Below are 13,995 nucleotides of genomic sequence, written 5' to 3'. Positions count from 1 at the left end.
CACGCGATGCTCAGATCGCGTGGCCGAACTGCTCCTTGTACTGCGCGGCGAAGGTCGCGTAGTCGAAGCGCTGGTTCTGGGTGCCGGGATGCTCGACCTTGAGCGCGCCCATCAGCGAGGCCATGCGGCCGCTGGTGGCGAGGTCGTCGCCGCGCATCAGGCCGAAGATCAGGCCGGCGCGGTAGGCGTCGCCGCAGCCGGTCGGGTCGACGATGCGGCGCTCGCGCGCCGGCGGGATCGCGATCGTCCCCTCGCTCGTGTGGACTTCCGAGCCGCGCGGCCCGCGGGTGGTGATGTAGGCCGTCACCCGCGAGGCGATCTCGGCCTCGTTCCAGCCGGTGCGCTCCTGCAGCAGGTTCGACTCGTAGTCGTTGACCACGACGTAGTCGGCCTGCTCGATGAAGTGGCGGAACTCCTCGCCGTTGAACAGCGGCATCGCCTGTCCCGGGTCGAAGATGAACGGGATGCCGGCCTCGGCGAACTCGGTTGCGTTCTGCAGCATCGCCTCGCGGCCGTCCGGCGCGACGATGCCGAAGCTGACGCCCTCGACGTCGCGCACGTGATTCTTGTGGCTTTCCATCATCGCGCCGGGGTGGAAGGCGATGATCTGGTTGTTGTCCAGGTCGGTGGTGATGAACGCTTGCGCGGTGAACAGTTCCGGCAGCTCGCGCACCTGGTCGAGGCGGATGCCCTGCGCGGCGAACCACTCGCGGTACGGGCCGAAGTCCTGGCCGACGGTCGCCATCGGGATCGGGTCGGCGCCCAGCAGCTTGAGGTTGTAGGCGATGTTGCCGGCGCAGCCGCCGAACTCGCGGCGCATCTGCGGCACCAGGAACGACACGTTCAGGATGTGCACCTTGTCCGGCAGGATGTGGTTCTTGAACTGGTCCTGGAACACCATGATGGAGTCATAGGCCAGCGAGCCGCAGATCAGGGCAGACATCGGTATTCACACTCCGGGTGGAGCCGGGCCGCCGGGGCCGGGCACAAGCGGGTCGGCGCGGGTCGCGCGGGGGAGGCTGGAGGCCGGAACGGCGTCCGCCGGCTAGATTACCGGCCGGCGCCCGTCGCGGCCAGCCGCGGGGCCGCCGGGGCTGCGTGAAAGGCGCGATGTGACGGGCGTCGCGGGGGCGACAACCAGCGGCAGAAGCTGCCCGTTCGCGCAGGTTTCCATGTTGCCGGGGCGGGGGGCCGTTGCTAGGCTAGCCGATCGCTCCCGGCATCCTTCTCCACGGCCCATTCGACGATGTTCAAGAAGTTTCGCGGCATGTTCTCCAATGACCTGTCCATCGACCTGGGCACGGCCAATACCCTGATCTATGTCCGCGGACAGGGCATCGTCCTGAACGAGCCTTCGGTGGTCGCCGTCCGCCAGGACCGGCTGATCGGCGGCAACCGCTCGGTCGCCGCGGTCGGTGCGGAGGCCAAGCAGATGCTCGGCCGCACCCCGGGGCACATCACAACGATCCGGCCGATGAAGGACGGCGTCATCGCCGACTTCACCTACACCGAGGAGATGCTCAAGCATTTCATCCGCAAGGTGCACAAGAGCCGTTTCCTGCGGCCGAGCCCGCGGGTACTGGTGTGCGTGCCGTGCGGTTCGACCCAGGTCGAGCGCCGCGCGATCAAGGAGTCTGCGGAAGAAGCCGGCGCGCGCGAGGTCTACCTGATCGAGGAGCCGATGGCCGCGGCGATTGGCGCCGGCATGCCGGTGACCGAGGCGCGCGGCTCGATGGTGGTCGACATCGGCGGCGGCACCACCGAAGTCGCGGTGATCGCGCTCAACGGCATCGTCTACTCGGCCTCGGTCCGCATCGGCGGCGACCGCTTCGACGAATCGATCATCGCCTACGTGCGCCGCACCTACGGCACCCTGATCGGCGAGGCCACCGCCGAGCGGGTCAAGATGCAACTCGGCTGCGCCTACCCGCAGGACGACAACGGCAGCATGGAGGTCACCGGCCGCAACCTCGCCGAGGGCGTGCCGAAGATGATCACCATCACCGCCAACGAGGTGCTGGAAGCGCTGCGCGAGCCGCTGGCCGGCATCGTCACCGCGATCAAGCTGGCGCTGGAACAGACCCCGCCGGAGCTGGGCGCCGACGTCGCCGAGCGCGGCATCGTGCTGACCGGCGGCGGCGCGATGCTGCGCGACCTCGACCGGCTGATCAGCGAGGAGACCGGCCTGCACGTGCAGGTCGCCGACGACCCGCTGACCTGCGTCGCCCGCGGTGGCGGCCGCGCGCTGGAGCTGGTCGACATGCACGGCAACGAGTTCTTCGCGCCGGAGTGAACGTGGCCACGGCCCGCCGCGGAACGGGCACGCCAGGCCCATCCCGCAGCAATCCATCCCGCTCCACCTAGCCGCGCGCGCCCCGCCTCCCGACAGTGCCTCCCTACGCCGGTCCCACCACGCCCAACCGCGGCGGCGATGTCGCCGGAACCCTGCGGCTGCTGGCGTACCTGGCGCTGGCACTGGTGCTGGTGGTGCTCGACCACCGCGGTGGCTGGCTCAACCGCGCCCGGCAGCAGGCCTCGCTGGTGGTGCAGCCGCTGTGGATGGTGGCCGGCTGGCCCGGGCAGATGGCCCGCACCCTGTACGACGACGCCGGCACGCTGGCCCAGCTGACCGAGGAGAACGAGCGGCTGCGCAACGAGCTGCTGGTCAACAGCGCCCGGATCACCCGCCTGCAGACGCTGGCGGTCGACAACGAGCGCCTGCGCGGCCTGCTCGGCGCGGCGCGGCGCGGCAACCTCGACGTACAGCTGGCGCCGATCCTCGACGTCGACCTCGACCCGACCCGCCAGCGGCTGGTGCTCGACGCCGGCAGCAACCACGGCGTGCGGGTCGGCCAGAGCGTGATCGATGCCGGCGGGCTGGTCGGGCAGGTCATCGAGTCGCTGCCGATGCACGCGACGGTGCTGCTGCTGACCGACCCGTCGCACGCGGTGCCGGTGGCGGTGACCCGCAGCGGGGTGCGGCTGGTGGCCTACGGCAACGGCCGCAGCGACATGCTGAGCCTGCCGGGCATCCCGCTGTCGAGCGATATCAAGGTCGGCGACCGGGTGGTGACCTCGGGGCTGGGCGGGCGCTTCCCGGCCGGGTTCCCGGTCGGCACGATCACCGCGCTGCGGCCGGACGACAGCCGCGCGTTCCTGCTCGGCGAAGTGCGCCCGGCGGCGAACCTCGACCGCGGCCGCGACGTGCTGCTGCTGCGCAGCGTGCCGTCGGGACCGCCGATCGGCACCGACGAGGCGCGGCCGGTGGACGCGGATGGCGCGCCGCAGGCGGACGATCCGGCGGCGGGCGGAACCGGTGCCGAATCCACCCCGCCGGAGCCGCGCCCGTGAGCCGCCCGCGCCCCGCCTGGCTGCTGCCGGCCAGCATCGTCGCCGCGCTGCTGCTCGGCCTGCTGCCGCTGCCGGCGGTGCTGCTGCCGTTGCGGCCGTACTGGCTGGCGCTGGTGGTCGCCTACTGGGTGATCGAGGACCCCGACCGCGTCGGCCTCGGCTTCGCGTTCCTGGTCGGCGTGCTGGCCGACCTCGTGTTCGGCAGCCTGCTCGGCGAGCAGGCGCTGCGGCTGGTGGTGATGGCCTTCATCCTGCAGCGCTTCCGCGCGCGGATCCGGTTCTTCCCGATGTCGCAGCAGGCGCTGGCGATCGGCGGCCTGCTGCTGAACGACCGCATCGTCACCGCCGGCCTGCACATCGCCTTGGGCATCCAGCCGCTGCCGACGATGTTCTGGCTGGCGCCGCTGACCGGCATGCTGCTGTGGCCGCCGGCGTTCGTGCTGCTCGACGCGCTGCGCCTGGGCCACTGGCGGAGGCGCTGAGGTGCGCCGCCCCCGCCGCCTGCTGAAAAACACCGCCGCCGAGGCCTCGCAGTTCCGCCGCCGCGCCGCGCTGGCCTTCGCCGGCGTGGTGCTGGCGCTGGCCGGGCTGGCGCTGTGGTACTTCCGCCTGCAGGTGCTGCAGTACGAGGACTACGCCACCCGCTCCGAGCAGAACCGCATCAAGCTGAGCCCGGTGGTCCCCGGCCGCGGGCTGATCTACGACCGCGACGGCCGCATCCTCGCCGACAACGTGCCGGCGTTCCGGCTCGAGGTCACGATGAACGAGGCGGGCGACCCGGCCGGCTGGCTGCCGGAGCTGTCGAAGATCATCGCGCTCACGCCGGAGGAGATCGCCGGTTTCCACGAGGCGCGCAAGGCCACCCGCGGCTTCAAGCCGGTGCCGCTGAAGATGCGCATCACCCCGGACGAGGCGGCGCGCTTCGCGGTCGACCGCTGGCGCTACCCGGGCGTGGAGATCGTCTCCTACCTCAACCGCCGCTACCTGCACGGCGCGCTGTTCGCGCACGTGGTCGGCTACGTCGCCCGGGTCGATGCCGACGACGTCAAGGCGATGGGCGAGGACATCGCCAACTTCAGCCATACCGGCAAGACCGGGCTGGAGCGGTCGTACGAGCAGGTGCTGCGCGGCGGGATCGGCTACGAGAAGGTCGAGACCAACGTCGAGGGCCGGCCGATGGGGCTGGTCGGGCGGGTGCCGGCGACGCCGGGCGCGGACCTGCGGCTGTCGGTCGACCTCGACCTGCAAAAGGCGATGGTCGCCGCGTTCGGCGAGGCCGACGGTTCGGCGGTGGCGGTCGACCCGCGCACCGGCCAGGTGCTGGCGATGGTCAGCAAGCCGTCGTACGACACCAACCTGTTCGTCAACGGCATCTCGCACGCGGACTACAACGCGCTGCTCAACGACCCGTCGCGTCCGCTGTTCAACCGCAACGTGCTCGGCGGTGGCCCACCGGGCTCCACGGTCAAGCCGATGGTGGCTCTGGCCGGGCTCGACAGCGGCCTGCGCACGGCCGAGGACAGGACCTTTTCCAGCGGCGAGTTCTTCATCCCCGGCCAGCGTCGCGGCTACCGTGACTCGCACCGCGGCGGCCACGGTTGGACCGACCTGCGCCAGTCGATCGCACAGTCGGTCAATACCTACTACTACAAGCTCGCGCTGGACATGGGCATCGACACCCTGGCCCGGTACATGCACCGCTACGGCTTCGGCGAGCCGACCGGGATCGACCTGGCCGGCGAGAACGAGGGCGTGGTGCCGTCGCGCGACTACAAGCGCTCGGTCAGCACCGAGCCGTGGTACCCGGGCGAGACCGTGATCGCCGGCATCGGCCAGGGCTACTGGATCGCCACCGCGCTGCAGCTGGCGCGCGCCACCGCGGCGATTGCCAACGGCGGCGACCTGCACGAACTGCGGTTGGTCGAGGCCCGTCGCGACGGCTACCGCGAGCCGTGGCGCGCGCTGCCGGCGACGCCGTCGACCCGCATCACCGACAACGCCGGGCACCTGCGCGCGGTGCAGGAGGGCATGGTGATGACCGTCCACGGCCCGCGCGGCACCGCCCGGGCGCTGGCCAGCGCGCCGTACACCATCGCCGGCAAGACCGGCACCGCGCAGCGCTCCAGCCGCAAGGGCAGCGTCAGCGCCGACCCGCGCTCGCTCCCATACCACCTGCGCCACACCGCGCTGTTCGTCGGCTACGCACCGGCCGAGGCACCGACGATCGCCGTCGCGGTGGTGGTCGAGCACGGCGGCTATGGCGGCAGCGCCGCGGCACCGATCGCGCGGGCGGTGTTCGACGCGTGGCTGCTGGGCAAGATGCCGGAGGGTTTCGAGGACGTCGAACGGCCGCCGCCGCCGGCGGCCGACGGCGAAGCGGTTAACGGTCCCGACGACGCGGCGGCCGACGCCCCCGTCGCCCGGAGCACCACGCCATGAACGTGATCCTGCGCTGGCTGCTCGACCTGCTGCTGCGGTTCATCCGCACCCTCGACCTGCCGCTGCTGGCCGCGCTCGGCGCGCTGATGGCGATCGGTCTGGCAGTGCTGTACAGCGCCGGCGGCCAGTCGACTTCGCTGGTGGTCGCGCAGGGCGCGCGGTTCGGCGTCGGACTGGCGGCGATGTGGGGCCTGTCGCGGCTGCCGCCGACCCAGCTGCGCAACTGGACGCCGCTGATCTTCGGCGCGTCGCTGCTGCCGCTGGTGGCGGTGCTGGTGGTCGGCGAAGGTCGCCACGGCGCGCACTGGATCAACCTCGGCGTGTTCTATTTCCAGCCGTCGGAGCTGCTCAAGCTGAGCCTGCCGATGATGGTGGCGTGGTACCTCAACACTCGGCCGCTGCCGCCGCGGCTGGGTACGGTGCTGGTGGCCGGCGCGCTGGTCGGCGTGCCGACCGGGCTGATCCTGCTGCAGCCGGACTTCGGCACCGCGATGCTGGTCGGCATCAGCGGCGCGTTCGTGCTGTACCTGGCGGGGCTGTCGTGGTGGTGGTTCGGCGCCGCCTTCGCCGGCGTCGCGGCGGTCGCGCCGGTGGCGTGGTTCTGGCTGCTGCGGCCCTACCAGAAGGACCGCATCCTGACCTTCCTCGACCCCGAATCCGACCCGCTCGGCGCCGGCTGGAACATCATCCAGAGCAAGATCGCGATCGGTGGCGGCGGCATGACCGGCAAGGGCTGGGGCGAGGGTACCCAGGCCCACCTCAACTACATCCCCGAGCACACCACCGACTTCATCTTCGCGGTGCTCAGCGAGGAGTTCGGCTGGATCGGCGTGGTGGTGACGCTGGCGCTGTACCTGTTCGTGGTCGGCCGCTGCCTGTGGATCGCCGCGAGCGCGCGCGACGGCTACTCGCGGCTGGTCGCCGGCGCGCTGGGGCTGGCGTTCTGCGTCTACGTGGTGGTCAACGGCGGCATGATCGCCGGCCTGCTGCCGGTGGTCGGCGTGCCGATGCCGCTGCTGAGCTACGGCGGCACCTCGGCGGTGTCGCTGCTGGCCGGCCTCGGCGTGGTGATGGCGGTGCGCGCGCACCGTCCGGTGCACGGCCACTGACGGCCGCGCTCATGAACGACAACACAACCTGACTCGCGGCCGGCCGGGGGCGCTCACGCGGTTTTGACCCTCCGGAACAAGTGCTAACCTCGCCGCGATGACTCGAAACCCCGCCAGCCGCGCCCTGCTGTGTGCGCTCCCGCTCGCGTTGGTGGCCTGCGCCACGCAGACCCCGCCGTCGCCTCCCCCGCAACCCGAACCGGCCCCGGCGGTCGAACCGGAAGCGCCGCCGGTGGCGCCCGCGGTGTCCACCGCGCAGCCGATCGACGTGGCCAAGGCCGAATTCCTGCGCACCACCTCGGCGCGCTACGGCCTCGACCAGGTCGAGATCGCCCAGGTGCTGGCGCAGGCGGAGATTCGCGACAGCATCATCAAGGCGATGTCGCGGCCGGCCGAGGCCAAGCCGTGGAGCGAGTACCGCCCGATCTTCATCACCCAGGCGCGCATCGACGCCGGTCGCGAGTTCCTCGCCCGGCACCGCGACGCGCTGGCGAAGGTCGAGGCCGACACCGGCGTGCCGGCCGAGATCATCGTCTCGATCCTCGGGGTCGAGACCAGCTACGGCGGCAACATGGGCAGCTACCCGGTGGTCGACGCCCTGTACACGCTGGCGTTCGCCTATCCGCGCACCAACCAGCCCGACAAGATCGCCCGCGAGAACCAGCGCGAGGCGTTCTTCCGCGACGAGCTGGCGCAGGTGTTCGCGCTCGGCAAGGAGAACGGCTTCGACGTCACCACGCTCAAGGGCAGCTACGCCGGGGCGATGGGCTGGGGCCAGTTCATGCCGTCGAGCTACCGCGACTACGCGGTCGACGGCAACGGCGACGGCAAGGTCGACCTGTTCAACAGCCTGCCGGACGTGTTCGCCTCGGTCGCCAACTACTTCGTCGAGAAGGGTGGCTGGCAGCGCGGCGGCCCGGTGGTGGTGCGCGCGCGCAAGGCCGACGGCGCGGTCGCGTTCGACCCGGACGGGCTGGAACCGCGCTACACGCTGGAGCAGCTGGCCGCGCGTGGCTACACCCCGGCCACGCCGGTGGCGGGCGCGCCGAAGGCGACCCTGTTCACCCTCGACGGCGTCGACGGCAGGGAATACTGGATCGGTTTCAACAACTTCCACGCGATCACCCGCTACAACAACTCGCGCCACTACGCGATGGCGGTGTACGAGCTGGCCGAGGCGGTGGCCGGGCGCGATCCGCTGGCCGCACGCAACGCACTGGCAGACGCGGGCCGATGAGGCGGCTGGCGGTAGCGCTGATCGTGCTCGGGCTCGCCGCCTGCGCCGGCCAGCCGAAGAAACCCGATGCCGCCAGCGCACCGCCGGCCGCGCAGGGCAAGGCGACCGCGAAGGTCTCGCCGTACCCGCCCGCGCAGGAGGATCCGTCCAAGCGCGGCGACTACACCGCCGGCGGCCTGTACGCACCGCACATCAAGGACTCCGCGCCGGGCGTCGACATCGACGTGTCGCGCATCCCCGAGCCCGCCGTCGTCGCCGAGCCGCGCTCGCGCTACGGCAACCGCTCGACCTACAGCGTGCTCGGCAAGAGCTACCACGTGATGGACGATGCCGCGGGCTACGTCGAGGAGGGCCTGGCGTCCTACTACGGCAAGAAGTTCCACGGCCGCCGCACCTCCAACATGGAGGTGTACGACATGTACGCCTTCACCGCGGCGCACAAGACGCTGCCGCTGCCGAGCTTCGCGCGGGTGACCAACCTCGACAACGGCCGCTCGGTGGTGGTGCGGGTCAACGACCGCGGTCCGTTCCACAAGGGCCGCATCATCGACCTGAGCTACGCCGCCGCGGTCAAGCTCGGCATCACCCGCGCCGGCACCGGCCGGGTCGAGGTGCGCGCGCTGCTGCCGGGCGACGCCCAGTCGCTGCGCGCGGACGCCGGCAAGGCCGCCACCACGGTCGACACCCGCACCGCCGAGGCCGCGCCGGTATCCGGCATGGACGCGCTGGTGGCGGCGCTGCCCGAAAAGACCCCGGCCGCACCGGCCGCCGCCGCCACGCCGGTGGCGATCGCCAGCACCGACCGCGACCCGGTGCCCGCCGGCACCGACGGCGTGGTCCTGCAGGTCGGCAGCTTCACCACCCGCGACAACGCCGACCGCGCGCTGGCGACGCTGCGCGGCGCCGGTATCGACGGCGCCAGCCTCGAGGACGGCGCCGCCGGCGGCCGCCCGGTCTGGCGGGTGCGGGTCGGTCCGCTCGCCAGGCACGCGGTGGCGTCGCTGTCCAGCCGCATCGCCGGGCTGGGCTTCGGCGTCCCGCAGCCGGTACAGGACTGATCGCCCGCGCCGCGTTCCAAAGCATCCCGATTGACACTCGCCGGCCCCGCGCCGGCCCCGGAGTTCCGAAACGATGAAAGCCCACGTTGCCCTGCGCGCCGCCGCGATCGCCGCGCTGACCACCTTCACCTTCGGCATGGCGTTCGCGCAGCAGCCGGCGCCCGCGCCGACGCCGGCCGCGCAGCAGGCCCCCGCCAGCGACGCGCTGCCGGTGCCGCCGCCGCCGGAAGTAGTCGGCACCGCGTGGATCGTGATGGACGCCGCCAGCGGCAACGTGCTGGCCGGCGAGAACATCGACCAGCCGCTGGAACCGGCCAGCATCACCAAGGTCATGACCAGCTACGTGATCGCCGCCGAGATGGCCGGCGGCAAGGTCAGCGAGGACGACCAGGTGATGATGACCGAGCACGCCTGGCGCACCGGCGGCGCCGGCACCGACGGCAGCTACTCGGGCTTCGAGGTCAACAAGACCGCGCCGCTGATCCAGATGGAGAAGGGCATGGTGGTGCAGTCCGGCAACGACGCCGCGATCGCGCTGGCCCAGCACGTCGCCGGCAGCGTCGACGCGTTCGCCTCGCTGATGAACATGTACGCCGAGCGCATCGGCATGAAGAACAGCCACTTCGTCAACCCGACCGGGCTGCCGGCCGAGGGCCACGTGTCGAGCGCGCGCGACCTCGCGCTGCTCGGCCGCGCGCTGATCCACGACTTCCCCAAGGCCTACTCGTACAACAGCATCCGCGAGTTCACGGTCGGCCCGATCACCCAGCCCAATCGCAACGTTCTGCTGTGGCGCGACCAGAGCGTCGACGGCATCAAGACCGGCCACACCTCCGGTGCGGGCTACTGCCTGATGGCCTCGGCCGAGCGCGGCGACCAGCGGCTGATCACGGTCGTGCTGGGTTCCAGCTCCGAGAAGCAGCGCGCCGACGACAGCCAGGCCCTGCTCAACTGGGGCTTCCGCTTCTACGAGACCCACAAGCTGTACGACGCCGGCAAACAGGTCGCCGAGCAGAAGGTCTGGAAGGGCGCGACCGACCAGCTGCAGCTGGGCGTCGCCGAGCCGCTGCTGGTGACCATCCCGCGCGGCCGCTACGAGCGCCTGAAGCCGATGATGGACGTGCCCAGGACCCTGGTCGCGCCGATCGCCAAGGGCCAGCAGATCGGCACGGTCAAGGTGATGCTCGACGACAAGGTGGTCGCCCAGCGCCCGCTGGTGGCGCTGGACGCGGTCGAGGAGGGCGGCTTCTTCAAGCGCCTGTGGGACGAGTTCTGGATGTGGTGGGAGTCGGTCTGATCCGACGCGTGCCCCACATGCGAAAAGGCCGGCTTGGTGCCGGCCTTTTCTTTTTTCGAGCGAGTTCAGCGCCCCAGCTCAGCGCGCCAGTTCAAACAGGCTCGACGACACCCAGCCGCGGTTGCCGAGTTCGTCCTCCACCTCCCACATCATCGCCTGCCTGTTGCCGGTGGGGTACAGCATCATGCCGACGTCGAGGTCGCGCACGGCGGTGCCGCTGCCGTCGGCCTGCGCCAGCAGCCGGCCGGGCCGGGTCATGCGTACCGCCTGCTGCACGTTCGCGGCCGAGGCGCTGGCCGGCATCCCGCCGAGCTGCCCGACCAGGTCGGTGTAGGCCTGCAGGTAGGCGAGGGTGATGACCTGGCCGATCTCGGTGTTGGCATAGCCGGTCGCGCCGACGCCGCCCAGCAGCCCGTTGAAGACGCCGGCGCCGGCGCCCCAGCCCAGGTCGGTCTTGGTTGCGTGGCCCTCGGTCATCGCCAGCTGCTCGGACGAGCGCACGTCGGTGACGGTCAGCACCACGTCGGCGGTCTTGCGCTTGATGTTGAGTCCGCCCACCAGCGTGCCGACGGTGCGGTCGCCGATCAGCCCGCCGAGCAGGCCGCCGATGCGGTTGCCGCCGGAGTTCGAGTTCTGCGAGACCAGGTCCGGCACCAGCACGTAGTCGGCCGCCTTCACCTGGCCCTTGCCGAGGTTGGAGCCGGCGCGCAGGTCGCCGGCGGCGGCGAGTTCGCGCTCCGCCTTCATCGCCGCCATGCCCTTGCCGCGGTCGAGCAGGGTGAAGCAGCCCGAGCGGTTGACGAACACCTTGAGCAGCGACGACGGGGCGCCGAGCCGGTGGGCGCTCCACCAGTTGTTGTCGGGCTCGATCACGGCCAGCGTGCCGAGGTTGCGCGAACAGGTCGGGATCTCCGCCTGCCGCGTCGGCGACTGGGCGGGGACGGACAGCGGCGTGGCCAGCAGGGCCACGAGCACGAAAGCAGTGACGGGTTTCATCGGTCCGGTTCCGGAAGTGGGGGAACGTGGGCAGCGCCATCGCGGCGCCCATGACGGCTAACGACAAAACCCCGGCGGTGCTGCCATCCGGCCCGCGCCCCGCCGCCCGCGGCTAGCGCAAACCCCGCCGCGGGCGCTTGGGTTCGGCCCCTGGCGATCCCATACTGGCGGGATGGAGATCAAGTCCGACAACCCTGAACACGGCTTCCAGTTCCCCGGCGAGTTCCAGCTCAGCGCGATGGGCGCGGCCGAGAAGGACCTGGAAACAGTGCTGCCGACGCTGCTGCTGGATGCCGGCATCGAAGTGGTGACCGAGCAGGTCGACTGGAAGCACTCGTCCAACGGCCGCTACGTGTCGGTCCGGATCGTGTTCCGGGCCGAGTCGCGCGAGCAGTACGAGCGCGCCCACGAGGTCCTGCGCGGCCATCCGGAAGTGAAGTGGACGCTGTAGCCGCCTGCCCAGCGCCGGCAGCGCCGGTGGCCGCCGCATTGCCGCCCGCGCAGCTGCGCGACCTCGGCCGCCAGCCGTACGAGCCGGTCTGGCGCGCGATGCAGGCCTTCACCGATGCGCGCGGCGCCGATACCCCCGACGAGCTGTGGCTGGTCGAGCACGAGCCGGTGTTCACCCTCGGCCAGGCCGGCAAGCCCGAGCACGTGCTGATGCCCGGCGACATCCCGGTGCTCCACGTCGACCGCGGCGGCCAGGTGACCTACCACGGCCCCGGCCAGATCGTGCTGTACCCGCTGCTGGACCTGCGCCGGCTGAAGGTCGGCGTGCGCGAGTACGTCTGCCGGATCGAGCAGTCGATCATCGACACCCTGGCCGACTGGAACATCGAGGCGGTCCGCCGCGACGGCGCCCCGGGCGTGTACGTCGCCGGCGCCAAGATCGCCGCGCTCGGCATCCGCGTCCGCCACGGCTGCACCTTCCACGGGCTGGCCTTCAACATCGACATGGACCTGGAGCCGTTCCAGCGCATCAACCCCTGTGGTTACGCGGGGTTGCAGGTGACCTCGATGGTAGACTTGGGCGGCCCGTCCGGCCTCGACGCGGTCAAGCCCGCGCTGGTCGAGCACCTCGCCGCGCAGTTCGGCCTGGCGGTCGAAACCGCGCCGCCGCCGGCACTGCCGGCGCCCTGACCCACCCCCCCCGGCCGCCGCCGGACCGCAGCCCCGGATTGCCATGACCGACCCCGCCTCCAAGACCATCCCGCTCGCGGTCGTGAGCGGCGACGCCCTGGCCTCGCTGCAGCCCGGCGTGAAGCAGCTGGCCGGCGACAAGATCAACCGCTCGCCGGTGCAGTTCGCCGACGCTCCGGTGCTGCGCAAGCCGTCGTGGATCCGGGTCCGCATCCCGTCCGGCAACGCGGTGCAGAAGCTCAAGTCCAAGCTGCGCGAGAACCGCCTGGTCACCGTCTGCGAGGACGCCAGCTGCCCGAACATCCACGAATGCTTCGGCCACGGCACCGCCACCTTCATGATCCTCGGCGACGTCTGCACGCGCCGCTGCAGCTTCTGCGACGTCGCCCACGGCCGGCCGAAGCCGCCGGATGCCGACGAACCGCGCCGGCTCGCCGAAACCGTCGCCGACATGGGCCTGCGCTACGTCGTGGTGACCAGCGTCGACCGCGACGACCTGCGCGACGGCGGCGCCCAGCACTTCGTCGACTGCATCGAGGCGATCCGCCGGCACAGCCCCGGCACCAGGGTCGAGATCCTGACCCCCGACTTCCGCGGCAAGGGCCGGATGGAGCGCGCGCTGGAGATCCTCGCGGCCAACCCGCCGGACGTGTTCAACCACAACCTCGAGACGGTGCCGCACCTGTACCGCAACGTCCGCCCGGGCGCGGACTACCAGTGGTCGCTGACCCTGCTGCGGAAGTTCAAGGCGCAGCACCCGGAGGTCACCACCAAGTCGGGGATCATGCTCGGCCTCGGTGAGACCCTGGAGCAGGTGCACGAGACCCTGCGCGACCTGCGCGCGCACGACGTCGACATGGTCACCATCGGCCAGTACCTGCAGCCCAGCGCCCACCACCACCCGGTGATGCGCTACTGGACGCCGGACGAGTACAAGGCGCTGGAGGTGTTCGGCATGTCGCTGGGCTTCACCCACGTCGCCTCCGGCCCGATGGTGCGCTCGTCGTACCACGCCGACCGTTCGGCGGCCGAGGCCGGGCTCGCGGTTTCCGCCTGACCGACCCCGTCCGGTGGTCTGCCACGCCGATGGCCGCGTTGCCGCGGTCTTCGCGTCGACCATGGTGTGATGGGGGTGCGCCGGAAGCCGGCGCGGCACTGGCGGTGTCGCGCGGCTTCCGACGCGATTGTTCCGGGCAGGGAGCCCAAGCTGAACGGCAACGATGGTGCACGCGCGGCGGGCCGCCGCTTTGTGCGCCATCGACGTGACAGGGGCTGCAACTTTAGGCACTGTCGGGTGGTCCGGGCTGCTGCAACCCTGAGTCCGGCCCGCCCCCCAGTGGCCGCCCCCACGGCGCCCGCGAACGCCAC

At 71.4% G+C, this 13,995-nt stretch carries 13 protein-coding genes; 11 read left to right on the top strand and 2 right to left on the bottom strand.

Features of this window, described 5'->3' with window-relative positions; genetic code table 11:
- Window positions 1-10: 10 nt before the first annotated feature.
- A complete protein-coding gene (locus N799_RS08800; RefSeq protein ID WP_036210968.1) occupies window positions 11-943 on the bottom strand; it encodes a carbohydrate kinase family protein in 933 nt (310 codons plus the stop codon).
- Between the two features lie 303 nt (window positions 944-1,246).
- On the opposite strand from N799_RS08800, the gene N799_RS08795 reads away from it, so the two are divergent.
- The 8 genes from N799_RS08795 to N799_RS08760 all read left to right on the top strand — a co-directional run bounded on the left by N799_RS08795 (window position 1,247) and on the right by N799_RS08760 (window position 10,491).
- On the top strand, window positions 1,247-2,293 hold the full coding sequence (locus tag N799_RS08795; protein ID WP_036210964.1) for a rod shape-determining protein: 1,047 nt from the start codon (window positions 1,247-1,249) through the stop codon (window positions 2,291-2,293).
- Between the two features lie 95 nt (window positions 2,294-2,388).
- The gene (mreC, locus tag N799_RS08790) at window positions 2,389-3,351 is read left to right on the top strand and encodes a rod shape-determining protein MreC (protein WP_052101392.1); all 963 of its coding nucleotides are present in this window, start codon (window positions 2,389-2,391) and stop codon (window positions 3,349-3,351) included.
- Window positions 3,348-3,833, top strand: coding sequence for a rod shape-determining protein MreD (gene mreD / locus N799_RS08785; RefSeq protein WP_036210961.1), 486 nt, complete (start codon window positions 3,348-3,350; stop codon window positions 3,831-3,833). Before mreC ends, mreD begins: the two co-directional genes overlap by 4 nt.
- A 1-nt stretch (window position 3,834) precedes the next feature.
- Window positions 3,835-5,790: a penicillin-binding protein 2 gene (gene mrdA, locus N799_RS08780; protein WP_052101391.1), complete on the top strand. Its 1,956-nt coding sequence runs from the start codon at window positions 3,835-3,837 to the stop codon at window positions 5,788-5,790.
- Window positions 5,787-6,899 carry a rod shape-determining protein RodA gene (gene rodA, locus N799_RS08775; RefSeq protein WP_036210958.1) on the top strand — a complete coding sequence of 371 codons (1,113 nt, stop codon included), beginning with the start codon at window positions 5,787-5,789 and terminating at the stop codon, window positions 6,897-6,899. Before mrdA ends, rodA begins: the two co-directional genes overlap by 4 nt.
- A 97-nt stretch (window positions 6,900-6,996) precedes the next feature.
- Entirely contained in the window at window positions 6,997-8,136 is a 1,140-nt protein-coding gene (mltB, locus tag N799_RS08770) for a lytic murein transglycosylase B (protein WP_036210955.1), read from the top strand.
- Window positions 8,133-9,194, top strand: a complete 1,062-nt coding sequence (locus N799_RS08765; protein WP_036210952.1) for a septal ring lytic transglycosylase RlpA family protein — start codon at window positions 8,133-8,135, stop codon at window positions 9,192-9,194. The genes mltB and N799_RS08765 overlap by 4 nt, the downstream gene beginning before the upstream one ends.
- A 73-nt stretch (window positions 9,195-9,267) precedes the next feature.
- Window positions 9,268-10,491 carry a D-alanyl-D-alanine carboxypeptidase family protein gene (locus N799_RS08760; protein WP_036210949.1) on the top strand — a complete coding sequence of 408 codons (1,224 nt, stop codon included), beginning with the start codon at window positions 9,268-9,270 and terminating at the stop codon, window positions 10,489-10,491.
- Between the two features lie 78 nt (window positions 10,492-10,569).
- On the opposite strand, the gene N799_RS08755 is transcribed toward N799_RS08760, so the two are convergent.
- Complete coding sequence (locus N799_RS08755; RefSeq protein ID WP_081974858.1) at window positions 10,570-11,487, bottom strand: CsgG/HfaB family protein; 918 nt, start codon at window positions 11,485-11,487, stop codon at window positions 10,570-10,572.
- Window positions 11,488-11,659: 172 nt separating this feature from the next.
- On the opposite strand from N799_RS08755, the gene N799_RS08750 reads away from it, so the two are divergent.
- From N799_RS08750 to lipA, 3 genes are read left to right on the top strand one after another with little or no spacing between them, the layout of a single operon-like run.
- Window positions 11,660-11,938 carry a DUF493 family protein gene (locus N799_RS08750; RefSeq protein WP_036210946.1) on the top strand — a complete coding sequence of 93 codons (279 nt, stop codon included), beginning with the start codon at window positions 11,660-11,662 and terminating at the stop codon, window positions 11,936-11,938.
- Window positions 11,926-12,627, top strand: coding sequence for a lipoyl(octanoyl) transferase LipB (lipB, locus tag N799_RS08745; RefSeq protein ID WP_036210944.1), 702 nt, complete (start codon window positions 11,926-11,928; stop codon window positions 12,625-12,627). The genes N799_RS08750 and lipB overlap by 13 nt, the downstream gene beginning before the upstream one ends.
- A gap of 43 nt (window positions 12,628-12,670) precedes the next feature.
- On the top strand, window positions 12,671-13,684 hold the full coding sequence (gene lipA / locus N799_RS08740) for a lipoyl synthase (RefSeq protein ID WP_036210942.1): 1,014 nt from the start codon (window positions 12,671-12,673) through the stop codon (window positions 13,682-13,684).
- The last annotated feature ends 311 nt before the right edge of the window (window positions 13,685-13,995 follow it).

The organism is Lysobacter arseniciresistens ZS79 (assembly GCF_000768335.1).
Lineage (GTDB): Bacteria > Pseudomonadota > Gammaproteobacteria > Xanthomonadales > Xanthomonadaceae > Novilysobacter > Novilysobacter arseniciresistens.
The sequence above is the reverse complement of the archived record's forward strand: the minus strand, read 5'-3'. Positions and strand labels throughout refer to the sequence as shown.